The organism is Myxococcus sp. AB036A (assembly GCF_006547355.1).
Classification (GTDB): Bacteria; Myxococcota; Myxococcia; order Myxococcales; family Myxococcaceae; genus Myxococcus; species Myxococcus virescens.
This window is the reverse complement of the sequence record NZ_VHLC01000011.1, coordinates 89,364-113,679: the sequence shown is the minus strand read 5'-3', so window position 1 is coordinate 113,679 and position 24,316 is coordinate 89,364. Positions and strand designations below refer to the sequence as shown.

17 protein-coding genes are annotated in these 24,316 nt (G+C 69.7%); 10 read left to right on the top strand and 7 right to left on the bottom strand.

Annotated elements, in window-relative coordinates:
• Positions 1–69 precede the first annotated feature (69 nt).
• The 7 genes from tssE to FL344_RS07150 all read left to right on the top strand — a co-directional run bounded on the left by tssE (position 70) and on the right by FL344_RS07150 (position 8,204).
• Complete coding sequence (gene tssE, locus FL344_RS07180; protein WP_090493023.1) at positions 70–465, top strand: type VI secretion system baseplate subunit TssE; 396 nt, start codon at positions 70–72, stop codon at positions 463–465.
• A gap of 37 nt (positions 466–502) precedes the next feature.
• Positions 503–2,254 carry a type VI secretion system baseplate subunit TssF gene (tssF, locus tag FL344_RS07175; protein ID WP_141617997.1) on the top strand — a complete coding sequence of 584 codons (1,752 nt, stop codon included), beginning with the start codon at positions 503–505 and terminating at the stop codon, positions 2,252–2,254.
• The gene (tssG, locus tag FL344_RS07170; protein ID WP_020478477.1) at positions 2,218–3,261 is read left to right on the top strand and encodes a type VI secretion system baseplate subunit TssG; all 1,044 of its coding nucleotides are present in this window, start codon (positions 2,218–2,220) and stop codon (positions 3,259–3,261) included. Before tssF ends, tssG begins: the two co-directional genes overlap by 37 nt.
• Before the next feature lie 83 nt (positions 3,262–3,344).
• Positions 3,345–6,005, top strand: a complete 2,661-nt coding sequence (tssH, locus tag FL344_RS07165; RefSeq protein ID WP_141617996.1) for a type VI secretion system ATPase TssH — start codon at positions 3,345–3,347, stop codon at positions 6,003–6,005.
• An 8-nt stretch (positions 6,006–6,013) separates the two neighbouring features.
• Entirely contained in the window at positions 6,014–7,072 is a 1,059-nt protein-coding gene (locus FL344_RS07160) for a hypothetical protein (RefSeq protein WP_141617995.1), read from the top strand.
• Positions 7,073–7,221: 149 nt separating this feature from the next.
• Positions 7,222–7,587 carry an HPF/RaiA family ribosome-associated protein gene (locus FL344_RS07155; RefSeq protein WP_141617994.1) on the top strand — a complete coding sequence of 122 codons (366 nt, stop codon included), beginning with the start codon at positions 7,222–7,224 and terminating at the stop codon, positions 7,585–7,587.
• Positions 7,588–7,646: 59 nt separating this feature from the next.
• A complete protein-coding gene (locus FL344_RS07150) occupies positions 7,647–8,204 on the top strand; it encodes a peroxiredoxin (RefSeq protein ID WP_141591543.1) in 558 nt (185 codons plus the stop codon).
• 18 nt (positions 8,205–8,222) lie between these two features.
• Here the strand turns inward: FL344_RS07150 and FL344_RS07145 are convergent, their stop codons facing one another.
• The 5 genes from FL344_RS07145 to FL344_RS07125 all read right to left on the bottom strand — a co-directional run bounded on the left by FL344_RS07145 (position 8,223) and on the right by FL344_RS07125 (position 13,466).
• Positions 8,223–9,590, bottom strand: a complete 1,368-nt coding sequence (locus tag FL344_RS07145; RefSeq protein ID WP_194863026.1) for a family 16 glycosylhydrolase — start codon at positions 9,588–9,590, stop codon at positions 8,223–8,225.
• Between the two features lie 92 nt (positions 9,591–9,682).
• Positions 9,683–10,750 (bottom strand): sulfate/molybdate ABC transporter ATP-binding protein, encoded by a 1,068-nt coding sequence (locus FL344_RS07140; protein ID WP_141617992.1) that lies wholly within the window; start codon positions 10,748–10,750, stop codon positions 9,683–9,685.
• A complete protein-coding gene (gene cysW / locus FL344_RS07135) occupies positions 10,747–11,595 on the bottom strand; it encodes a sulfate ABC transporter permease subunit CysW (RefSeq protein ID WP_141617991.1) in 849 nt (282 codons plus the stop codon). Before cysW ends, FL344_RS07140 begins: the two co-directional genes overlap by 4 nt.
• 5 nt (positions 11,596–11,600) lie before the next feature.
• Positions 11,601–12,443 carry a sulfate ABC transporter permease subunit CysT gene (gene cysT, locus FL344_RS07130; RefSeq protein ID WP_141617990.1) on the bottom strand — a complete coding sequence of 281 codons (843 nt, stop codon included), beginning with the start codon at positions 12,441–12,443 and terminating at the stop codon, positions 11,601–11,603.
• A 12-nt stretch (positions 12,444–12,455) separates the two neighbouring features.
• On the bottom strand, positions 12,456–13,466 hold the full coding sequence (locus FL344_RS07125; protein WP_141618005.1) for a sulfate ABC transporter substrate-binding protein: 1,011 nt from the start codon (positions 13,464–13,466) through the stop codon (positions 12,456–12,458).
• 435 nt (positions 13,467–13,901) lie between these two features.
• Between FL344_RS07125 and FL344_RS07120 the strand changes: the two genes are divergently transcribed.
• The 3 genes from FL344_RS07120 to FL344_RS07110 are packed head-to-tail and all read left to right on the top strand — an operon-like array spanning position 13,902 to position 22,993.
• Positions 13,902–17,309, top strand: coding sequence for an AAA family ATPase (locus tag FL344_RS07120; RefSeq protein WP_228564847.1), 3,408 nt, complete (start codon positions 13,902–13,904; stop codon positions 17,307–17,309).
• Between the two features lie 4 nt (positions 17,310–17,313).
• Positions 17,314–20,697, top strand: a complete 3,384-nt coding sequence (locus FL344_RS07115) for an AAA family ATPase (protein WP_141617988.1) — start codon at positions 17,314–17,316, stop codon at positions 20,695–20,697.
• 1 nt (position 20,698) lies between these two features.
• Positions 20,699–22,993 (top strand): AAA family ATPase, encoded by a 2,295-nt coding sequence (locus FL344_RS07110; RefSeq protein ID WP_141617987.1) that lies wholly within the window; start codon positions 20,699–20,701, stop codon positions 22,991–22,993.
• Between the two features lie 45 nt (positions 22,994–23,038).
• Here FL344_RS07110 and FL344_RS07105 read toward each other — a convergent pair whose 3' ends face one another.
• Together FL344_RS07105 and FL344_RS07100 are read right to left on the bottom strand one after the other, a co-directional pair.
• A complete protein-coding gene (locus FL344_RS07105; RefSeq protein ID WP_141591535.1) occupies positions 23,039–23,620 on the bottom strand; it encodes a superoxide dismutase in 582 nt (193 codons plus the stop codon).
• A 25-nt stretch (positions 23,621–23,645) separates the two neighbouring features.
• Complete coding sequence (locus tag FL344_RS07100; protein WP_141591534.1) at positions 23,646–24,146, bottom strand: flavin reductase family protein; 501 nt, start codon at positions 24,144–24,146, stop codon at positions 23,646–23,648.
• Positions 24,147–24,316 lie beyond the last annotated feature (170 nt).

The following is a 24,316-nucleotide window of genomic DNA, read 5'->3' as shown; positions in this document are numbered from 1 at the left end:
CCGGCCGTCCGTGCAAGTGGGCTCCGCGGGCGGCCGGGGGTTGGGGTACTCCGTTGTTGAAGGAAAACCATGGGCTCCCGAGGCTTGTTGTCGCGCATCGCTGAAGGCAACGGCACGCTCGCCCCACCTGGCGACGTCGTTGAATCCATCGCCGAGCACCTGCGCAACCTCCTCAATACGCGCAAGGGAGAGTCCGTGGCCTCACCGGGCTACGGCATCCTGGACCTGAACGACATCGTCCATTCCTACCCGTCGGCGATACCGCGGATGACGCAGTCCATCCGGCAGGCCATCCAGGAGTTCGAACCGCGCCTGAAGGGCGTGGTGGTGCACTACAACGCGGACCCGGTGGACCCGACGGCGCTGCGCTTCGACATCACCGCCCAGTTGGCCACGCGGGATCGACGAGGCATGGTGCGTTTCCATACCCAGGTGCACCCGGGCGGACGCGTGGACCTGTGGTGAGCCGGGTGAATCCAGGGGTGCGTGGCGGAGGGCGAGGATGTTCAGCAAGTATTACCTGAGCGAGCTGTCGTACCTGCGGGAGATGGGCCGGGCCTTCGGGCTGGCCAACCCCTCTGTCGCGGGCCTGTTGGTGGAGCGCGGCGCGGACCCGGACGTGGAGCGGCTGCTGGAGGGCTTCGCGTTCCTCGCGGCCCGCATCCGCGAGCGCGTGGACGACGACGTGCCGGAGCTGGTGCACGGGCTCACCGAGCTGCTGCTGCCGCACTACCTGCGCCCGCTGCCGGCCTCCACCATCGTCGAGTTCACCCCGCACCTGCGCGCGCTGCGCGGCCGCTCGCGGCTGGCCGCCGGGGCGGAGGTGGCGTCGCAGCCGATTGACGGCACCAGTTGCGTCTTCCGCACCACCACGGACGTGGACCTGCTGCCGGTGCAGCTCACCGACGCGCTGCTGGACCGGTCGTCCATCACCGCGCCGGTGCTGCGCCTCTATTTCCAGACGACGGAGCAGGGCCGCGCGGAGGTGTTCCGCGAGCAAGGCCTGCGCCTGTTCATCCACGCCGACCTGTCCGCCGCGTCGGTGGTGCTGCTGTGGCTGCTCCGCTACTGCCGCCAGGTGCGCGTGCGCGGCGCGTCTGGCCAGGGTGATGGCATCAAGCTGCCGGCGAATGCCATCCAACCGGTGGGCTTCCACCGGGACTTCAAGCTGCTGCCCTGGCCGCGCGCCAGCGAGGGCTACCGGCACCTCCAGGAGTACCTGACGCTGCCGGAGAAGTTCCTGTTCTTCGAGGTGCGCGGGCTGGATGCCGCCGCCGGGCTGAAAGAGGACCGCTTCGAGATTGCCTTCCACCTGGAGCGGCCGCCGCCCCTGGATGCGCGCATCCACCGGGAGATGTTCCGGCTGCATTGCGCCCCCGTGGTGAACCTCTTCAGCGTGCCGGCGGACCCCATCCTCCACCGTACGCTGGACCGGGAGCACCTGCTGCGCGCGTCCGACCTGCCCCCCAACCACGCGGAGATTTACTCCGTGGACTCGGTGACGGGCCTGAAGGCCGGGCGCAACGAGCGGCGCGTCTATCGGCCCTTCTACGAGTTCACCCACACCGCGGGCGGGGACGCCGAGCAGTCCTTCTATCGGCTGCGCCGGGCGCCTTCGCCGCTGGACGAAGGAATCGACACGTACATCACCCTGGAGACGCCGCGGAACATCGCGCCGGAGGTCAACGCCGAGGAAGCGCTGTCCATGGACCTGACGTGCACCAACCGCTCGCTGCCCTCGCGGCTGCAGGTGGGTGACTTGACGGCGTCCACCTCCGCCAGCCCCACGCAGGCGAAGTTCAAGAACATCTCCCCGGTGAGCCGGCCCGCGCGCGCGCCACTGGGCACCGAGCTGCACTGGCGGCTCCTGTCGCACCTGGCCATCAACCAGCACTCGCTGGCGGACGCGGCCGCGCTGCGGCGGCTGATGGACCTGTACAACTTCCATTCGCTCACCGACAACCTGGCGGCGCGCGCCAGCCGCCTGCGCATCAACGCCATCCGCGCGGTGGAGACGAAGCCGGTGACGCGCTTCCTGGAGGGCGCGCCGCTGCGGGGTCACCGCACCCGCGTGGACCTGGACGAAGAGAACTTCATGGGCGTGGGCGATTCGTTCCTCTTCGGCTCCGTGCTGGAGGAGCTGCTCGCCTCCCACGTCACCATCAACTCCTTCAACGAGCTGAGCATCCGGCTTCACCCCTCGCAGACGGAGTTCGCGTGGCTTCCGAGGAACGGCTCCCAGACGCTTTTGTAGAGACGGCCCAGAAGCTGGCCGAGCTGGCGCCCCGGGTGGGCTTCTTTCCCCTGGTGGCGTTCCTGGAGCGGCTGACGTCGCAGGCCACGCGTGTGGGCGGCGCGGGGCCCGTCAACGAGGAGATGATTCGCTTCCGGCACGACCCGTCCCTGGGGTTCCCCTCGGGCGACGTGTCGTCCGTGACGCTCCACCAGGTGCCGGTGCGGGCGGAGGACCCGTATTCGAAGCGGCCGCTCTTCGAGGTGGTGACACGCTTCCTGGGCCTGACGGGCGCGGTGAGTCCCCTGCCCCATTACCTGGCCGAGGAGGTCGCGCAAGAGGACCCGGACCACCCGGTGCGGCGCGAGTTCCTGGACCTGTTCCACCACCGGCTGCTGTCGCTGCTGTACCGCATCGAGTCGAAGTACCGCGTCACGAGTGAGACGGACACGTCCTTCTCGGACCAGTGGTCCCGGCGCCTGCTGGCGCTGGGCGGGTTCGACACCTACGAGAAGGCCCTGGAGGGCACGCTGCCGACCTGGCGTCTGCTGCGGATCGCCCCGCTGCTGGCCAGCCGGGCGAGGACGTCCGAGCAGTTGGAGGTCGCGCTCGAGGACGTGCTGGGCGACGACCTGGAGGGCGCGCGCGTGTCGGTGCGCCAGTTCGTGGGCCGCTGGGTGGACATCGACGCCCGGGCACGGCTGGGCCACTCCAACCACCAGTTGGGGCGCAACATGCTGTTGGGCGGCAAGGCCTTCGACCGGACGGGGAAGATTCAAATCCACATCCGGCCGCTGCCGCCGCGCGCCTACAAGCGGCTGATGCAGGAAGGGGACTTGCTGCCACTGGTGAGAGAGGTGGTGGCCCTCTTCGTCAGGGACCCCCTGGAGTACGATTTGGAGCTGGGGCTCACCGAAGGCGTGCAGCACCAGTTCCGGCTCTCCAGCCGGGAGCCGAGTCAGCTCGGGCGGGACACGTGGCTGGGCCTGAGTCAGCAGACGCAGATGAGTGTCCCCGTGGTGAAATGAGTTGTTAGAGCAGGCGGGCGCGGCGCGCGGGGATTTACGCCGCCAGGGCGCGCCCGATATACCGTCCATCACCGCTTTCCTTTTTGGGGGCTCCCATTCGCGTCGATCCGAAAGCGCTCGTCCGTCGCCTGACGCCCACCTCTACCCGTCTGCTCGAGGCCGCCGTGGCCCGGGCCAGCGCGGGACGATTCTACGAAATCGTCCCGGAGCACATGCTGGTGCAGATGCTGGAGCCGGAGGACTCGGACGTCGCGCGCATCCTCCAGCAGTTCGGCGTGGACCGCCGCCACCTGCTAGCCAGCATGGAGCGCGCCCTCCAGGGCCTGCGCGCGGGCAGCTCCGGCCGGCCCGTCTTCTCCGAGACGCTGTTCCAGTGGTTCGAGGAAGCGTGGCTCCTGGCTTCCGTGGAGCAGGGCGCCACGCGGCTGCGCTCGGGCCTGCTGTTCGCCCAGTTCGTCAGCCGGCGCGCGCGCTACACCGCGGAGCTGTTCCCCGAACTGGACGCCATCAGCCGCGACGAGCTGATGAGTTCGCTGGACGTGGTGCTGCGGCCCTCGCCCGAGAATGTCGAGGTCGCCTCCGCGGATGCCGCCGCCAGTGGCGCCGCGGGAGGCGCGGCCGGTGGTGGCGCGGGCGGCCGTGGGGATGAAGCGCTCAAGCGCTTCGCCACGTCCTTCACCGGTCGGGTGCGCGAGGGGAAGATCGACCCCATCTTCGGCCGGCACCGCGAAATCCGGCAGATGGTGGACATCCTCTCCCGCCGCCGGAAGAACAACCCCATCCTGGTGGGCGAGCCCGGCGTGGGCAAGACGGCGCTGGTGGAGGGCCTGGCCTGGGCCATCGTCCGGGGCGAGGTGCCCGACGCGTTGAAGAACGTGGAGCTGCTGGGGCTGGACCTGGGCCTGCTCCAGGCGGGCGCGGGCGTGCGCGGCGAGTTCGAGAACCGCCTCAAGGCCGTCATCTCCGAGGTGAAGGCCTCCCCCACCCCCATCATCCTGTTCATCGACGAGGCGCACACCATCATCGGCGCGGGCGGCTCGCAGGGCGGCACGGACGCGTCCAACCTGCTCAAGCCGGCGCTGGCACGCGGTGAGCTGCGCACGCTCGCGGCCACCACCTGGGCCGAGTACAAGAAGTACTTCGAGAAGGACGCCGCGCTGGAGCGGCGCTTCCAGCCGGTCAAGGTGGAGGAGCCCAGCGAGGAGGACGCGGAGCTGATGCTGCGCGGCCTACGCCCCACGTACGAAGCGGCCCACGGCGTCATCATCCGCGACGAAGCCGTCACCGCCGCGGTGCGACTGTCCAGCCGGTACATCTCCGGCCGGCAGCTCCCGGACAAGGCGGTGGACTTGCTCGACACGTCCGCGGCCCGCGTGAAGATTGAGCTGTCCACCCGGCCCGAGGAGCTGGTGCAACTGGACCAGGAGATTTCGGCGCTGGAGCGCGAGCGCGACACGCGCAAGCGCGACCTCGCCGAGGGCACAGGCGGCCCGGACGAACAGACGTCCCTGGAGGCCGCCGAGGCGAAGCTGAGCGCCACGGTGGATGCACGCGCCACGCTGCATGCGCGCTGGGAGACGGAGCGCACGGCCGTCGCGGCGCTGATGGAGGCCCGCAAGGCCCTGCGCGAGGCCGCTCCGGACACGGACTCCGCGCCACTGAAGGCGGCCGTGGACGAAGCGGCGGCGAAGCTGGCGGCCACGCGCGGCGAGGTGCCGCTGGTACACGCGGACGTGGACGCGGACATCGTCGCGCGGGTGGTGGCGGGCTGGACGGGCGTGCCCGTGGGGAAGATGCGCAGCGACCTGCTGGAGTCGGTGCTCAACCTGGAGGACAAGCTCCGGGGCCGGGTGCGAGGCCAGGAGGCCGCGCTGAAGAAGGTGGCGGAAATCATCCGCATCTCCCAGGCCGGCATCCGCAACCCGGACACCCCCATTGGCGTGATGCTCTTCGTGGGCCCCAGCGGCGTGGGCAAGACGGAGACGGCGCTGGCGCTGGCGGACGCGCTCTATGGCGGCGAGCGCTTCATGACGACGCTCAACATGAGCGAGTTCCAGGAGAAGCACACGGTGAGCCGGCTCATCGGCTCGCCGCCGGGCTACGTGGGCTACGGCGAGGGCGGCCTGCTGACGGAAGCCGTGCGTCAGCGGCCCTACTCCGTCGTGCTGCTGGACGAGTGCGAGAAGGCCGACCTGGAGGTGATGAACCTCTTCTACCAGGTGTTCGACAAGGGCTCGCTGACGGATGGCGAGGGCCGCGCGGTGGACTTCAAGAACACCGTGCTCATCCTCACCAGCAACCTGGCCTCGGACCTGGTGATGCGGATGTTCGAGGATGGCGCGCAGCCCACCTCCGATGAGGTGCTGTCGGTGATTCGCCCCGCGCTCAGCCAGCACTTCAAGCCGGCGCTGCTGGCTCGAATGACGGTCGTCCCCTTCGGCCCGGTGCAGCGCGACGTGATGCGCCAGATTGCCGAGATGAAGCTGGCCAAGCTGGTGAGCCGGCTGCGCACGGCCCACAACGTGGAGACGACGCTGGCGCCAGAGCTGCTGGACGAGCTTGCGCGCCGCTGCACAGAGTCGGAGATGGGGGCGCGCAACATGGAGCAGATTCTCCAGGGCTCGCTGATGCCGGCGCTGTCCCGCGAGCTGCTGCAGCACCTGGTGAGCGGCGCGGTGCCCCCGAAGCTGCATGTGGCCCTGACCGAGGGAGGCGACTGGGACCTCCGGTTCGCCGAGGCCTGAGAGAATCCATGAAACGAACGCTTCAGGCCTCCGCCGTCGCGCTGTCGCTGCTGGCCGGCTGCGCCACCGTCCCCAAGCCGTCGATGTGCTTCGCCGAGGCGGGCCCCAACGCGCGCTCGTTCCCCACGCCGGACACCTGGTTCGCGCTGCTGCTCCACGGCTACGACAAGGACACGGGCGCCAACCCGCGCCCCAGCGTGGACTGCGCCGGTGCCCCAGTGTGGTGGCAGGACCCGGCCGCGGACGAGTGCGTGGAGGCCGGTCCGGACTCGCAGGCCCTGCCTCCCGCGGAGAAGCTCTCCGAGGAGGACCTCGTCCTGGAGACGCTCCAGGCGGGCCAGCGGCTGGTCTGGGTGCAGACGCGGCGCTTCACCAACGGCGAGGCCCTGGGCCCGGTGGCCTTGGTGGAGAGCACCGAGCAGGGCTTCCGCGTGGAGGCCCTGGGCTCGCTGCGCGCCATGGCGAAGCACACCAAGCTGCGCCTGGAGAAGGTGAAGGGCACGCAAATCCTCGTCGCGGAAGGTGACGCGTGCACCTCCGGCGACGAGGAGGTCTGCCGCCGGCACGCGCGCATCATGCCACTGCGCACCAACCGCTTCTTCAGCGAGTCCGTCTCCAACGCGAACCGCGCCTGCCTGGGCGCCGCGTGGTTCCCCCTGTCCCGGGAGATGACCTTCGAGCTGCCCAACGGGCTTCGCCGCAAGTTCGAGCTGACGTCCACCCTCACCTTCGCGGAGGAGGGCATCAGCGTGCAGGAGCAGGTGCAGGTGAGCGACTCCGACCCGGCCCAGCCGGACGTGGCCCCACGCCTCTACCGTCGCGCACAGGACACACGGACCCTGGAGCTGGCGAACAATGCGTTGGTAGGCAACAAGGCGTCACTGTGGTCGCGCATGGTGGAGCAGCAAGTGCGCATTGGTGCCCGCGCGGTGCCGGAGGCCCCCATCTGGGCCATGCCCGCGAAGAAGGCCCCCACGGACGCCGCGGCCCCGGAGGCGGCCAGCCCACCCGCCAAGGCGGCTGCCAAGAAGCCCGCGGGCAGCGCCGCGACGTCCAGCGGCCCGTGATTCCAGGGCCTCATGGCCCTGCCACCGGCCCCCGTGAACCTTCGGTTTTCCGAAGCGCTCACGGGGGCTTTTCCTATTTGCGGCAAAAGCGTCACGACGACAGAGATAGAGGCGTGGGCCCATGGTGGGCCCCGGAAGGAGCGTCCTGGATGCGAGTCGAAATCCGAGCCCGGAACATCCCCCTCACAGAGACCCTTCGAACCTACACCGAGCGTCGCGTGCGCTTCGCCCTGGACCGACTGTCCGACAGGGTGAAGGAAGTCGTCGTGCGGCTGGAGGATGCCAACGGCCCCAAGGGCGGCGTGGACCAGGTGTGCCGCGTGGCACTCCGCCTGGAACACGGGCGGGAGCTGGCCATCGAATCCTCGGACACCCACCTGCTGGCGGCCATCGACCGGACGCTGGAGCGCGCCAGCAACGCCGTCACGCGGGCGGTGGGCCGCGCGCAGCGCCAGGACGGCACCCGGCTGCGTGACGCAGCCTGGCAACCCGACGAGGCCGCCGCGCTGACATGATGTGATGCAGGCACGGCCGCCCCTTTCCGGGCGGCCGTGGCCTGTCCCGAATCGAAAGGATGCACATGCAGGGCGGCGCGGGGATGTTGGCGAGGCTGAAGTCCACCTGGGCCCGTGCCCGGGAGCGGCGATGGGTGCGATGGGGCGTGGACCTGGCCGTGTTCGCCCTCCTCTTCTCGGCGGTGGCCGCGTGGCAGGCCCGGAACCTTCCCGGAGCGGGGACACCCGCGCCCGCCTTCACCCTCCAGACGCTGACAGGTGACACCGTGCGGCTGGACGCGCTCCGCGGCAAGCCGGTGGTGCTGGCCTTCTGGGCCCCCTGGTGCGGCGTCTGCGGAATGGAGTCCTCCAACCTCTCGCAGCTGCGCAAGCTCGCGGGGGACTCCGCGCATGTCGTGTCCGTCGCCGTAGCCTACGAAGACGAGGAGGCCGTGCGGCGCTTCGCCCGGGAGCACGAGGTGGACTACCCGGTGCTCCTCGGGGACGACGCCATTCAATCCGCCTTTCGTGTGAACAGCTTCCCCACCGTGTTCTTCATCTCCTCGGAGGGGCGCGTGGAACGCGCGGCGGTGGGCTACACCACCCTGGCCGGACTGTTCTGGCGAATGGTGCTGTAGCCCTGGCTCACGCCGCGACTAGAGGCGGATGAGCTCCACGTCATCCATGTGGATGAAGTTGGCGGAGTTGCCCGACGTGGCGCGGGTGTGGAAGCCCAGCTCCAGGTAGCCTCCCGTCACGGAGATGGGCGGCGTCTCCACCATCGCCCAGTCGCCATGGTTCCCCAGGTCGGTGAACACGGGCGCGCACTCGCCACACGTCTTGGCCTGGAGGCGCGACAGGTCGAACCCGCCGTTCTTTCGCACCCACGCGCGGACCTTGTACGTGCCCGACGCGAGGCCCGACACCGGCTGGTACGTCCAGACCTCGAAGGGCGTGCCGTTCGTCCAGTGCGTCAGGTGATAGGCGCCGGTGCGGCCCCCGTTGTACGTCTCGCTGAAGTCCGCGGCCTCGGTGCCGTTGGGGCTCCAGGTGGCCCAGCCCGTCATGCCATTCTCGAAGCTGGCGTTGGTGAGTGACGCGGGCGGCGGCGTGCTCCCCGGCTGGTACCAGCGCACCCACTCCACCTCCATCGTCTTCGTCTGGCCCCAGGGCAGCGCGATGGCGTCCGGGTGCGGGTGGCCGTACCAGTTCCCGCCCAGGGCGAGGTTCAGGAGGATGTAGTGGTTCTGCTGGAAGGCCGCCTCGTTGTGGGCGAACTCGCTGCCACGAATCTCACCGTCCAGGCGGAAGAGCATCCGGTTGGCCGTCCACTCCACCTCGTACGTGTGGAAGCCGTCCGCGATGCTGTACCCGCGGTTCGCGCCCGTGCCCCAGCTCTGCTGCGCGCCATTGGCGAACCAGTGCGCGGCGGACTTCATCCACGACGCGTCGTTGGAGTGCCACTCGAGGATGTCGATTTCGCCGCTCCGGGGCCACCCGACGTTGGAGATGTTCGCGCCCAACGTCCAGAACGCGGGCCACATGCCATAGCCGGACGGCACCTTGATGCTCGCCACCAGCTTGCCGTACCGGCGCTCCACCTTGCCCTTCGAGTGGATGCGGCCCGAGTAGTACGAACGTGGCCCGTAACCCGCGCAGCGTGAGTCAAACGGCGCGTCCGCCGTCCGCTGCGCGGTGAGGATGAGCTTGCCGCCAGCGACGGTGACGTTCTGCGCGCGGGGGTACTCCAGCTCCCCCGTACCGAAGTTGCAGTTGTTGGTGACAGGGTCGAAGTTGCTCGTCAGCACCGTCCAGTTGGCGGAGTTGAGGCTGTTGCCCGTGAAGTCGTCCTGCCACGCCAGGTTCCAGCCCGGCCCTGGGTCATAGGCCCGCTCGCCCTGCTCCTGCGTCACAAGGGGAAGGGCTTCCGCGTCGGACAGCTCCAGCTCCGGGGAACAGCCGCCAACCAACGCCAGACTGCTCGCGGCCCACAACATCGAACGCAATGCGTGTCGTTTGTGCATGTCTCGCTCCAGGGGTTCCCCTGGGACATAGCCGCCCTCACCCATCACACAAGTTGCTTTAGCTGAAATATTGGATTTTCAAGACCTCCTACCTAGATGGAGTAGTCCCCCACGAAGACGGTGGCGGACCGGACATCGGCGCGCACGGAGTCCCCCTCCGCCACGCCCAGCGCGTCGAACTCCGAGCGCGGTACCTCCACCGTGACTTCGTCCCCGCTCGGCAGGCGGAGGAACACCTTCACGTAGCCTCCCACCGGTTTGAGCCGCTCGACGCGGCCGGTGGCAGTGGAAGCGCTCGCCGCGCCCGCGACGGCCTTCGCCAGCTTGATGTCATGCGGACGGACAAAGGCATGCACCGGTTCGCCCTCACGAGCGGCGGCGGGAGCCGTCACGGACAAGGCCCCCATGGCCGCCCTGCCCGCCTGGACGTGGCCACGCAGCACGCTGGCGCCTCCAATGAATGAGGCGACAAAGGGGGACGCGGGCCGGTCGTAGATGTCCGCGGGAGAGCCCGCCTGAGCCACGCGGCCCTCGCTCAGCACCACCACGTGCTGGGAAATCTCCAAGGCCTCCTGCTGATCGTGCGTCACCAGCAGCGTCGTCAGCCGCGTGCGCTCGTGCAGGGCATGGAGCCATTCCCGAAGCTCCTCCCGCACCCGCGTGTCCAGCGCGCCGAAGGGCTCGTCCAGCAGCAGCACGCGGGGGCGGATGGCCAGGGCACGCGCGAAGGCCACGCGCTGTCGCTGCCCGCCAGAGAGCTGGCCGGGATAGCGGCCGCCCAGGTGCTCCAGTTGCACCATGCGGAGCATCTCCTCCACACGGGCTTCGCGATCCGCCTTGGGAACGCGCCGGACCTCCAGGCCAAAGGCCACGTTCTGCCGGACCGTGAGGTGCTTGAAGAGCGCGTAGCTCTGGAAGACCACCCCCACGCCACGCTGCTGCACGGGCATCTGCGTGCTGTCCACGCCGTCGATGAGGACACGGCCCTCGTCGGGAATCTCCAGCCCGGCGATGAGCCGCAGCAGCGTGGACTTGCCCGCGCCGGACGGTCCCAGCAGCGAGGTGATGGCACCCTCGGGGGCCTGGAAGGACACCTTGGACACGGCGGGACTGCCACCCCGATTGAACCGGCGGGCGAGCTGTTCGACGACGATGCTCATGACGGCTGACTCCTCCACTCCACGAACTTCTTCACCACCAACGTCACGAGCGCGAGCAGCGTCAGCAGCGACGCCACGGCGAACGCGCCGGCCAGGTCGTACTCGTTGTAGAGAATCTCCGCGTGCAGCGGCAGCGTCGTCGTCACTCCGCGCACGTGGCCGGACACCACGGACACGGCGCCGAACTCACCCATTGCTCGCGCGTTGCAGAGGATGACGCCGTACAGCACGCCCCACTTCACCTTCGGCAGCGTGACGGTCAGGAAGGTGCGCCAGCCGCTCGCGCCCAGCGTCAGCGCCGCCTCTTCTTCGTCGCTGCCCTGGGCCTCCATCACGGGCAGCACCTCGCGCGCGACGAAGGGGAAGGTGATGAATACCGTGGCCAGGACGATGCCGGGCACGGCGAAGATGACGCGGACGTCGTGGTCCAGGAGCCACGGCCCCAGCCAGCCCTGCCGGCCGAAGAGCAGCACGAAGATGAGCCCCGCGATGACGGGTGACACGCTGAAGGGCAGGTCGATGAGCGTCATCAACAACGAGCGTCCCCGGAATTGGAACCGCGCGATGAGCCACGACGCGGCCAGGCCGAAGACGAGGTTGAAGGGCACGGCGATGGCCGCGGCCAGCAGCGTCAGCCGCATGGCCGCCAGCGCCGTCGGGTGCGTCAGGGCGGCGACGTAGGCCTCCCAGCCCTTCTGGAAGGCGAAGGTGAAGACGGCCACCAGCGGGACGATGAGGAAGACACCCAGCAGCAGCACCGCCGCGCCGATGAGCCCCCAACGGACGAACGCCGGGCCGCTCAGACTGCGCGCGCTTCGGCGCAAGACAAGGGTGGATGGATGCATGGCGCTCACGCTCCCGGCCGGGCTTCCAGCCGGCGCTGGCTCCAGCGATGGAGCAGGTTGACGGCCAGCAGCAGTGAGAACGACGCCCCCAGCATGACGATGGCGATGGCCGTCGCCCCCGCATAGTCGAACTGCTCCAGCCGGGTGATGATGAGCAGCGGGACAATCTCCGTGCGCAGCGGCATGTTGCCGGAGATGAAGACGACAGAGCCGTACTCACCCAGCGCGCGGGCGAAGGCCAGCGTGAAGCCGCTGAGCAGCGCGGGGAAGAGCGCGGGAAAGAGGACGCGTCGGAAGGTCTGCCACGGAGAGGCGCCCAGCGTGGCCGCGACCTCCTCCACGTCCACGTCGATGTCCTCCAGCACGGGTTGCACGGTGCGCACCACGAAGGGCAACCCGATGAACGTCAGCGCGATGGCCACGCCCACGGACGTGTAGGCCACCTTGAGCCCCAGCGCTTCGAGGTACTGGCCGTACCACCCCTTCGCGGAGAACAGCGTCGTGAGCGTGAGCCCGGCCACGGCGGTGGGCAGCGCGAAGGGCAGGTCCACCAGGGACTCCAGCACGTCGCGGCCGGGGAAGCGGTAGCGCACCAGCACCCAAGCCACCAACAGGCCGAAGACGACGTTGGCGAGCGCGGCGGCCAGCGAGGCCCCGAAGCTGAGCCGGTACGCGGCGAGCGCGCGCGGCGTCGTCACGGTGCCCCAGAACTCCTCCCAGCTCAGGGAGAAGGTCCGCAGGAAGAGGCTGGAGAGCGGAATGAGGACGATGAGGCCCAGGTAGAACCAGCTGAAGCCCAGCGACAGACGGAACCCCGGGAGCACCCGGTGGCGAGTAGGGCGAGACATGGCGGGGTGTCCTCAGTCCGCGCGGGGAGCGTAGATGCGGTCGAAGAGGCCGCCGTCGGCGAAGTGCATGGCCTGCGCCCGCCGCCAATCGCCCGCGACTTCCGCCAGCGTGAGGCGCTTCAGACTGGGGAAGTCGGACGCATGCCTCGCGGCCACGACCTCCGAGCGCGGCCGAAAGTGGTGCCGCGCCGCGATCTCCTGGCCCTCGTCCGAATAGAGGTACGCCAGGTACGCCTCTGCCACGGCCCGGGTGCCCTTGCGGTCCACGTTGGAGTCCACCACGGCGACGGGTGGCTCAGCGAGGATGCTCACCGGGGGAATGACGACCTCGAAGCGCGCCTGCCCCACCTCACGGATGAGGAGGAAGGCCTCGTTCTCCCATGCGAGGAGCACGTCCCCCAGGCCCCGCTCGGCGAAGGTGGTGGTGGCGCCCCTCGCGCCCGAGTCGAGCACCGGCACGTTGCGGAACAGCTTCTCCACGTATGCCTGGGCCCGGGCCTCGCTACCGCCCTCACCTCTCAGCGCCTGTCCCCACGCGGCCAGGTAGTTCCACCGCGCGCCGCCCGACGTCTTCGGGTTCGGGGTGATGACGGTGACGTCCTCGCGCACCAGGTCGTCCCAGTCACGAATGGCCTTGGGATTGCCCTGGCGCACCACGAAGACGATGGTGGACGTATACGGCGCGCTGTTGTGGGGCAGCCGTGCCTGCCAGTCCGCCGGAAGGAGCTGCGCCTTCTCGTGCAGCATGTCCACGTCGTACGCGAGCGCCAGCGTCACCACGTCCGCCCGCAATCCTTCGATGACGGACCGGGCCTGCTTGCCGGAGCCCCCGTGGGACTGCTGGATGGACACCTGCTGGCCACGCGTGGCCGCCCAGTGCTTCGCGAAGGCCGCGTTGAAGTCCTCGTAGAGCTCCCGCGTGGGGTCATAGGAGACGTTGAGCAACGTCACCGCCCCGTCGGGTGACGCATCACTGGACGCGCGCGAACAGCCCGCCACGGACAGCAGCAGGGCCAACGGCATCCAGTTCCTGGCGCGCAACAGCGCGAGACGTTCCATGCGGGACCTCGAGGTGAAACAGGGGGCCACGCGAGAAAGTCAAAAGCCCACTCCCTCGCGGGCAGTGGGCTTTCCGGAAACAGCTCAGCCAGGGCACTCAGGCCACTGGCGGACGGACGCCCACCGCGGATGCCGGACAGCAGCAACACGTCTGGTGGGTCGAGCGCGTCATCAGTCCCCACACGATGCCCCGGCACCCGCGGCGCTGTCAACGCGACCGCCCGAGCCCTCCTGGAGCGCCCCGCTCCCTTTCCACCCCGCCGCGACGGTGCCCTGGCGCTTCGCCCCCTGACAAATCCGACGGACTGTCAGGCCGGACCCGCGTCGTGAGCGGGTCCGGTCAGCTCCCGAGAGCTCATGCCGTCACGCACGGCACCGTTTTCACCCGAGCCCTCACCCATGAACTTCCGTTTTCAATGCTGGTTGCAGCGGCACGTCAGCGGCCGGGTGACGCTCACGCCGCTGGCGCTGCGCCGTCTCGCGGTGCACGCGGACTCGCTGGAGGCCGCCACCGAGGAGCTGACGCTCGCGCTGGACGACCAACTCTCCCGCGTCCACCCGCGGCGCGTGCCGGAGTTCATCGCCCCCACCGGAGGGGCGCTCGAAACGGTGGAGCTGCCCGCGATTCCCGTCTGGGGCGCCGAGGAGAATCACTTCGCGCCGCTGACGTTGTCCGCCGTGGTGGCCCCCACGCTCAATGCCTTCCTGGGCCTCCACGCGCCACGCCTCAACAGCCACCACTGGTTCCAGAGCAAGACACTCCCCGCCGAGGCCTCGGAGCTGTTGGGAGATCGCCTGGAGGGAATGTCCGACGCGGAGCGCCTTGCCCTGCGTCCGGATGGCCCTGAGTCCCTGCTGGAAATCGAAGTGCGGGCCACCCCCGTGGCCCTGTCGGACCTCACGCCTCGCGAGCTGCACCGGGACATTCGTCCACCGCCGCGCCCTCCAGACGCACCCGCCGACCTGGTTGACGACACGCGCGAGGACGACGAGGACGAAGACACGGAGGCGCTGGACCTGGACAGCTGGGAGCCACGCCGCCGCACCGCGCATCGGGGCCCGGGTGAGCCGCCCGCGAAGCCGCCACCTACGCCCACCCTGGACAGCGTCGGCGTGGCCTGGCACCGGCTCGCGCAAGAAGGGCAGCTCGACGCGGCCTACGAGCAGGATGCGCTGGTCGCCCTGCTCCGGACCCGGCTCGCGGCCAAGGACGCCGAACCGGTGGTCCTGGTGGGGCCTTCGGGTGTGGGCAAGACGTCGGTGCTCCACGCGCTCGCCCAGTCGCTGCGCGCCCCCTCCGCCACCGAGGCCGAGCGCGCCCGCCCGTTCTACTTCCTCGACGGAAGCCGGCTCATCGCGGGCGAGGGCTTCTTCGGAGACTGGCAGCAGCAGGTGCTGCGCGCCTTCCGTGAGGCCACCGAGGCCCGGGCCCTGCTGTCCCTGGGCCATGCCGTGGAGCTCCTCGACGCGGGCAAGAGCGCCCACAGTGACCAGAACGTGGCCCAGTTGCTGCTCCCGCTCCTCGCGGCGCGTGACGTGGCCGTCGTGGCCGAGGCCACGGAGGAGACCTGGGCCCAGGTGGAGCAGCGCAACGCCAGCTTCGCCCGGCTCTTCTCGGTGGTGCGCGTCGCGGAGCCCACGTCCGACGCGCTCGGCCGCATCGTCGCCAAGGTGGCGGAGGACGACGCCTTGGCCGCCGCGATGCAGGTCCAGCCCGACGCGCTCGACGAGGCGCGCTTCCTGTGCCGCCGCTTCCTGCCCTACGGCGCTCAGGTGGGCAACACCGTGGCCTTCGTGCGCCGACTGCTGGCGTCGTGTGCCCAAGCCTCGCGCACCTCCGTCACCCGGCTGGAGGCCATCCGCCAGTTCGCCTCGGAGTCCGGCATCCCCGAGCACCTGCTCCGGGACGACCAGCCGCTGGCGTCCGCACACGTGCGCGACTTCCTGGCCTCGCGGGTGATGGGGCAGGACGCCGCCGTGGAGCGCGCGGCCTCGGTGGTCTCCGTCCTCAAGGCCGGCATGTCGGACGTGCGGCGCCCGCTGGGAGTGCTGCTCTTCGTGGGCCCCACCGGCGTGGGCAAGACGGAGCTGTCCAAGGCGCTGGCGGAGCTGCTCTTCGGTGCGAAGGAGCGCATGGTCCGCCTGGACATGGGTGAGTACGCCGGTCCGGACGCCCTGCTGCGGTTGATGGGAGACGGGGAGACGCCGGGCTACCTCACGTCGGCGGTGCGCCGGCAGCCCTTCTGCGTGGTGCTGCTGGACGAGGTGGAGAAGGCCCACCCCGCCGTTCACGATGCGCTGCTAGGCGTCTTGGGCGAAGGCCGCCTCACCGATGCCTCCGGGCGCTTCACGGACTTCCGCAACGCCCTCATCATCCTCACCAGCAACCTGGGCGCGGACACCCTGCGCGCTCGCGTGGGCTTCGATGCGTCGGGCGGTGCCCCGGACATGGCCTCCCTGCGCGCGCACTACCTCTCCGAGGTGCAGCGCTTCTTCCGGCCGGAGATGTTCAACCGCATGGACGACGTGGTCGTCTTCTCGCCGCTGTCCGCCCCGCTGCTGCGCCGGCTGGTGGTCCGTGAACTCGAAGCCGTGGGCCGCCGTCCAGGCCTCTCGCTCCACGATGCCCTGCTGGAAGTCACCCCCGCCGCCCAGGACTGGCTGGCCCTGCGAGGCTTCGACGCGCGGTATGGCGCCCGCCCCTTGAAGCGCGCGCTGGAGCGCGAGCTGGTGGTCCCCGTGGCGGACTGGCTCGCGGCGCATCCCCGCATCGGGCCGGCGAGCCTCACGGTGGATGCGGGAACCACGGGACTCGAGCTGCGCGCCGAGTCCCTGGGCGGCGCCGCCGAGAGCGGGGGCCGGGAGGCCATCGAGCGGATCCTCGAGGACGCAGCCACCGTGCGCGCGGAGGTCCAGCGTTGGAGCCGCTGCGCGCCGATGCACTCCCTGCGCCGCGTCCTGGCCGTCTTCGACAAGGTCTCCCGGCACACCGCGTACTGGGAGGAGCGGGCGCTGGCTGAAGAAAACTCGCGCAAGTCGTCGGAGGCGCGAGCGCTGGAACAGTCGCTTCGAGAGTGCGCCCAGCAGGCGGAGGCCATCGAGGACCTGCTCTTCGAGGCCCACCTGTCCAGGACCGTGGAGCAGGTGGAGTCCCTGAGCCGCGAGGTGAGCCAGGTGAAGTCGGCCTTCGCCCGCATCCGGCAACGCATCTACTCCTCCCTCTTTCCCCCGTCACATGGCGCGACCCTCTACCTGGTGCCAGGTCGCGGCGCGTGGAGGCAGGCCCGCATGCTCGCCGCGGCCTATGAGGGGTGGGCCCAGAAGGCGTCCATGGAGAAGCGGCGAGGCCTGCTCGCCGTTCCCGAGCGCAAGTCCGGCGAGAAGGCCCATCGCACCCCTCCGCCGCCGCAATGGCGGTGGGCCGACGATGAGACCTTCGACAAGCTCGTCGTGCAGCCGGTCGCCTATGCGATTCAGGTCAAGGGCGGCCCACACGCCCTGCTGCTCGCTGGCGAGCACGGCCTGCATCGCTTCATCGAAGGCAGTCAGATTTCGATGGTGCATGCGTACTTCGAGCCGCGGCCCCTCTCGCTGTTCGACCTCTCCTCCCGGGAGGCGTTGCAGAAGCAGTTGCCGAAAAACGAGATCCGTCAGGTGCGCCTGTCGGGCAGCGTTTCCGGCCAGGGGACGCTGACGGACCTTCGCACCGGGGTGCAGCAGCGCTTTGGTCTGGAGGGGCCTGACCTGGAGCCCCTGCTGGAGCCCTGGATGCAGTGGCGCGTCTTCAACAGCCGGGACGAGGACTGACGACATGGACCTGAAGCTTCCCTTCGTGGTGGCCCCGCTCAGCGGCCGGCTCGTCGAGGCCTGGGTGCCCGCCTTCTTCCCGGCGCTGCACAAAGTAGGGCCCAGCCTCTCCATGCTGCGAGACGAACTCGCGCTCGCCGTCATGGAGCGCTTCGAGCGCGAGTCGCCCTCCCAGGTGGCGCAGTACCAACTTCCACCCCACTTCGCCCTCAAGCACGTCGCCGTCGATGCGGAAGGAAGGGACCGGGAGAAGAACCGGCGCGTCGTCCTCCAGGGCACCATGTCCGTGCTGCTGGAGAAGTGGCCTCGTGACACCTTCTGGGTCGTCACCCCCACCCGGCTCCCCGCCGCGCGCTTCGCGCTGAACCAGCCCGCGGACCTGCCCCAGGCGCTCGCGCGACGGCTGTTGGCGTGGTGTCTGGAACACAACCTGGACTCCCTGGACACGCACTGGGCCCAGGGCCGGGAGCAACTGGAGCTCCTGGAGGTGGATGCCTATGCCCCCTCCGTCCTCCCGCGCACGCCGCCGCGACCGGCCCAGCCCGCGCGCCGCCGCCGGACGAAGAACCCGGAGAAGGAAGACACCGCGCCCGAAACGCCGGAGCAGCGGGAGCAACGCCGCAACCGGCGGCGCCTCACGTTGGTGGAGCTCCGGGCCGTGGCGCGCAACCTGAGCCACGGAGCCCGAGACGGCACGCTGGAGCGTTGCTTTGGCCGGGAGGCGCTGGTTCGCGAGCTCGTGGAGGCGCTCGAAGGCCGCGAAGGCTCCGCGCTGGTGCTGGTGGGTCCACCCGGCGCGGGCAAGACGGCCCTGATTCATGAAGCGGTGAGCCGGCTCACCGCCCGGCAGGACGCCGCAGGCGTGCGTCGCGACGTGTGGCGCGTGGACGGCAACCAGTTCATCGCCGGGATGATGTACGTGGGCCAGTGGGAGGCCCGCGCGCGGGGCGTGGTGAAGGAGCTGATGGAGGTCGGCGACCTGCTCTACGTGGACGACCTGGCCTCGCTCGTCTACGCGGGCCGCACGCGCAATGAGCGCACCAACGTCGCGCAGTTCCTGGAGCCCCACATGGCCCGGGGCGAGCTCACCGTGCTCGCCGAGTCCACGCCCGAGCGCTTCGAACGCGTGCGGGAAGAAGCCCCCACCCTCGCCTCGCTCTTCCGGGTCATCCACGTCCCCGCGCTGGATGCGCGTGCCACGCTGCCCGCGCTCCTCGGCACCGTGCGTGAACTGGAGGCGGAAGGCACGGGCAGCGCGGTCCGGCTCTCGCCGTTGGCGCTGGAGACCCTGCTCACCTTGCAGGAGCGCTTCGTGTCGCACGAGGCGTTCCCGGGCAAGGCCGTCCGCCTGCTTCGCCGGGTCATGGCCCGACAGGGCGTCAGCACCTCGGGCACCCGGCGCTTTTCGTCGGGGGACGTCATCGACGCGATGCGGGAGCAGACGGGCCTCCCGGACTTCATCCTGGGCAGCGCCCAGCCGAAGAAGCGCGAAGCGCTGACGTGGGAGATGCAGCGGCAGGTGGCGGGCCAGCCCGAAGCCGTGGAAGCCGTGGTGGACGCCATCCTCACGTTGCAGTCCGCGCTCCAGCCGTCCGACAAACCCCTGGCCACCTACCTCTTCGTGGGCCCCACGGGCGTGGGCAAGACGGAGACGGCGAAGGCGCTCGCGCGGACGCTCTTCGGCGGAGACCAGCGGATCATCCGTTTCGACATGTCGGAGTTCGTCACGTCCTCCAGCATCACCCGGCTGCTCGGGCGCCCCGGCGCGCCGGACGGTGAGCTGACCACCGCGCTGCGCACCCAGCCCTTCTGCGTGGTGCTGTTCGACGAGGTGGAGAAGGCCCATCCCCGCGTGTTCGACGCCCTCCTCCAGTTCCTTGGTGAGGGACGGCTGACGGACGGAGCGGGACGCACGGTGGATGCCCGGCAGTCCGTCGTCGTGCTCACGAGCAACCTCGGCGTGCGCGAGGCCGCCACCCACACCGGCTTCCACCGTGCCGCGGACAGCGCGGAGGCGCACTACCTCTCCGCCGTGCGTGCCTGGTTCCGCCCGGAGTTCTTCAACCGGCTGGACCGGGTGGTGCCCTTCCGTCCGCTCACGCCCGCCGCGCTGCGCGTGGTGGTGGACCTCGCGCTCGAAGCCCTGCTGTCGCGCCATGGCATCCGGCAGGGCAACGTGTTGGTGGAGGTCGAGCCGCGCCTGCTGGACCTGCTGGTGGAGGAGGCCTACGACCCGCGCTACGGAGCCCGCCCCCTCAAGCGCGCATTGGAGAAGCGCCTCACGCTGCCCCTGGCCCACCACCTGGTGCGGCGGAGCGCGGACGACCTGGCGCGCGTGGAGCTGCTACGGGACGGCAACGACATGCGCGTGTCGGTGGAGGTGCTGGTCAACGCGCCTGCGTGGGCACCCGAGCGGCCGGCCTCTGCATGGAGCCTGGCGGAGGTGTCCCGCCTGCTCGAGGAGACCGGCTCGCGGCTGGAGGCGTTGATGACGGAAGAGGTGCCCGAGGCGGGAGAACTGGCGGAGCGACTGCACCGGCTGGCACTCGAGGCCACGGACATCCGCGACTACGAGCTGGTCCCGCGTGACTTCCAGGACGCGCAGTCGCCTGCGTCCACCGTGAAGCAGATGCTGACGTCACACTCGAGTCACGTGGGCCACCTGGGCCTGCGGCAGCGCCCTACGTATGAGGAGCGCCCGCTGCACGTCTCGAACGAAGAACAGCTCCGCCGCGCACAGCCCCGGGTGTTGGCCCTTCGCGACGAGACCGCATGGGTCGAACATCAACTCACACATCTGGCGCGGGGGACGGACGTCGTGACGGTGTTGGTGGAGGGGCTCGGCGACGCGACGCCCTCCGCGGTGTGGACCGTGGCCCACTCCCTCCCCAGCGCGCTCGGGGAGTCGGCGATGTACCTGGAAGGCGTCCATGCCGACGGGCGCACCGAGTGGTTCCGGTCCGGAGACGAGCGGTCCGAGGACCTGGTGCTTCGGCGTGTCGTCGTGCGGATGTCGGCCGTCGGCCTGCGCGAGGTGCTGGCGCCCCTTCGAGGCTATGCGCTGGTGGACCTCGTCCATGGCGACGGGCCGCGACAGGTCCTGGTCCGCCTGGAGCACCTGTCCGAAGACGTGGGGAGTCTGGAAGACGTGCCGCGCGTGATGGCGGCCTGGGATGAGGCAGTCGTCCGCGAACGCGATGCCCGTAGGAGCGGCGCCGCGTCAGTGGGCGCGGCCAGCCACGTCATCCTGCGTGGCCGCGAGGGTGTCACGACTGGACGGCCCCACGACTCGACCGAACTCACGCACGTCGCGAGCGGACGCCGCCCCAGGGAGGCGCTCGCATGGGCCGCGAGGGTGCTCCGGGAACCCAGCCAGGGACACATCTGACATGGAAAAGAATGTCCACCTCTTCGTGCGCACCTATCCCGGGCTGGGCGTGGCGGCGCATGTCCTCACCCACCCGCACCTGGCGGCCTTCGCGCCGACACTGCACGCCGCGAGGCTCGACATCGCGGCGGTGGTGGGGCGGCTCCTCAAGCGAGGAGAGCTCTGGGACGAGGAGACCCACTGGAGCGATTTGCGCCAGCGGAAGACGACGCTGACGGTGCGCGCGCTCGAACACGGGAAGATGCTGTCCGTCCCTCTGCGCCTCACCGTGCTCACGCACGGGGTGAAGGCCCGCACCGCACGCAAGGGAGCACCGGCGCGCCAGTCCCTACGCGTGTGGGTGCCCCGCGTGGACGTCAAGGGCACGCTGCACGATGCGGCGGACCTGGAGCCCTTCGTCGAGGAGATGGTCCGCCACGAACTCTATCTCGCGTCGCTCGACCGGCTGCACTCGCTGGCCTACGTGGGCGAGGAACAGGTAGAGACGCTGTCGGTGCCGGTCCGCTTCCGGGACACGCCGCGTGCCCGCGCGCTCGATGCCGCGAAGCCGCAGCGGCGCCAGGCGCCACCACCGGGGCTCGCGGAAGCCAGCCGGTGTCTCAACGAGGAAGCCCGCGCGGGTTTGCTGGAACGCGCCTGGGAACGGGACCTGGAGGTGTCCCGGCTCGCGGAGGCCGTCACCTCGCGCACCCGAGCCAGCGTGCTCCTGGTGGGCCCGTCATCCGTGGGCAAGACGGCCCTGGTTCATGAACTCGTGCAACGCGCGGAGGCGGCCACCACGGGTTCGCCGCTTCACGGGTTGGAGGTCTTCAGCTCCTCCGGAGGCCGCATCATGGCGGGCATGCGCTACCTGGGGCAGTGGCAGGAGCGCGTGAAGCACATGGTGGAGGCCCTGCGTGTTCGCCGGGCCGTGCTGCACCTCGACAGCCTGTCGGAGCTGCTGTCCCTGGGGAGCGGCGACACGGGGCTGGATGTGGCGCGTCAGCTGCTGCCTGCATTGGAAAGTGGCGAGGTCTCACTCGTCCTGGAGGCAACACCGGAGGACGTGGCCCGCGCGGAGCGGACCCACGCCGCGTTCCTGCAATCGCTCCGGCACATCGCCGTGGCGCCCCTTTCGGCCCAGGCTGCACGCACCGCGCTTCAGCAGGCCTCGCATCGGGTGGGCCGCGCTCGCAAGGTGCGCTTCACGCCCGACGCGCTGGACCGCGCTGGCGAACTCACGGAGCGCTTCGGCTCGGGCCCTTCGCCCGGAGGCGCGGTGTCCCTGCTGCGCGCCGCCAGCACGGAGCCCGGCGCAGCCGGAGAAGTGAACGCCGCTTCGGTGACGCGGGCCTTCTGCACCCGGACTGGGTACCCGCTCGAGTTGGTGGACTCCGCCATCCGGTTGGACCCGGATGCCCTGCTCCGCCGCTTCCGCGAGCGCGTGGTGGGCCAGGACGAGGCCACCCTCCTCCTGCGCAACCTGGTCGTCACGCTGAAAACGGGCCTGGCGGACCCCTCGCGTCCGCTGGGCGCCTTCCTGCTGCTGGGTCCCACCGGCGTGGGCAAGACGGAGTCGGCGCTCGCTTTGGCGGAGTACCTGTTTGGCGACGTGGCCCGGCTGGCGCGCTTCGACATGGCGGAGTACGCCGCGCCTGGCAGCGCCACCCGGCTGGTAGGAGAAGCGGGAGGCCAACAAGGCAGCCTGGCGCGGCGCGTCCGCGAGCAGCCCTTCGGCGTGGTGCTGCTGGACGAAATCGAAAAAGCGGATGCGGGCGTCCATGACCTGCTGTTGCAGGTGCTCGGCGAAGGCCGGCTCACGGATGCCACCGGCCGCACCGTCAGCTTCCGCAACACCGTGGTGCTGCTCACCAGCAACCTGGGCGCGGACACCGCGGGGCGCTCGCTGGGCTTCGGGGAGCGCGGCGCCCTGGAGCGGGCGGCGCACTACCTGGGGGCCGCGGCGGCCTTCTTCCGGCCGGAGCTGCTGAACCGGTTGGACCGGGTGGTGCCCTACCGCGCGCTCACGGAGGACGTCATTGAATCACTCGCCCGGCGCACGTTGGAGGCGGCCCTCTCTCGCGAGGGGCTCAGCCGCCGGGGCGTGAAGGTGACCTTCGGCGAGGACGTGGTGAAGCACCTGGCGCGCACCGGCTTCGACGCACGCTATGGGGCCAGGCCTCTCAAGCGCGCCGTGGAGCAACAGGTGGTCGCGCCCCTGGCTCGGTGGTTGGCGGCTCAGGCCACCAGCGCTCCGCCCCAGGTGGTGCTCCGCGTGGGAGCTGAGGGGCGGATTGCGTTGAGCGGCCTCGAATAACCTCCGAGGCCGCCCAGGCCAGCGATGAACGCCGTGCGGTGCGACCTAGCCCTTGAAGTTCTGGGCCACGAAGTCCCAGTTCACCAGGTGCGTCAGGAACGTCTCGATGAACTTCGGACGCGCGTTCCGGTAGTCGATGTAATACGCGTGCTCCCACACGTCGATGGTCAGCAGGGCCTTCTGGCCGTGCTTCATCGGCAGGTCCGCGTTGCCCGTCTTGGTGACCTTGAGCTTGCCGCCCTCCAGCACCAGCCAGGCCCAGCCCGAGCCGAACTGCGTGGCCGCGGCGGTGGAGAACTCCTCCTTGAACTTCTCGAAGGAGCCGAAGTCACGGTCGATGGCCGCCGCGAGCTCACCCGTCGGCTTGCCGCCGCCAGCGGGCTTCATGCACTGCCAGAAGAAGGTGTGGTTCCACACCTGCGCGGCGTTGTTGAACACGCCACCGTCGCTGTTGAGGATGACCTCCTCCAACGACTTGTTCGCCTCCGGCTTGCCGTCCAGGAGCTTGTTCAGGTTGTTGACGTAGGCGGCGTGGTGCTTGTCGTGGTGGAACTCGAGCGTCTCCGCGCTCATGTGCGGCGCGAGGGCGTCCTTCTTGTAAGGCAGATCAGGCAACGTGAACGGCATGGTCGTTTCCTTTCGGTGTGAGAGGTCAGCCGCCATCGCTATCAGACGGCGGCAGAGAGGTCACGGTTCGATAGCCCCGCGCCCAATAAAGAAGGGGCTCCTGCGGACGTCCCTCATGAAGACGTGTGACGCGGCCGACAATCAGCGTGTGGTCACCGTAACGGTGCAGGCCATGGACCTGGCATGACAGCCCCACCAGGCTGTCCCGCACGAAGGCGTCCGCGTCGAAGAGCTGCGCATCCAACTCACCCTTCGCGCACTGCACGGAGATGGAACGTTGTGCGGCGGACAGGATGCTGAGCGTGAAGACGCCGGAGGCTTCCACCCGCTTCAAGGTGCGGGACGCCTCCGACAACGCCACCACCACCAGCGGCGGGTCCAGCGACAGGGAACTGAAGGAGCTCACCGTCGTCGCCCGCAGTCCATCGGTGTCCTGTATCGCCACCACGGCCACGCCGCTGGCCCACCGGGCCATGGCATCCCGGAAGCCGCGCGCGTCCACACCTTCTGGCGTGCTCTGCGTCATGCCCCCTGGATACAGGCGCTCCGCCCACCTGTCATCACACCTGCCAATAGATTGGCGGGTTGTTGTTCCAATGGCAGGGGGCTGGTGTACCCACGAGAAAACCTGCCCTACACGACGTCAACGGAACGCCGTGGCCTGCGAATGACCCGCACCCGAAGTGAAGACGCCCA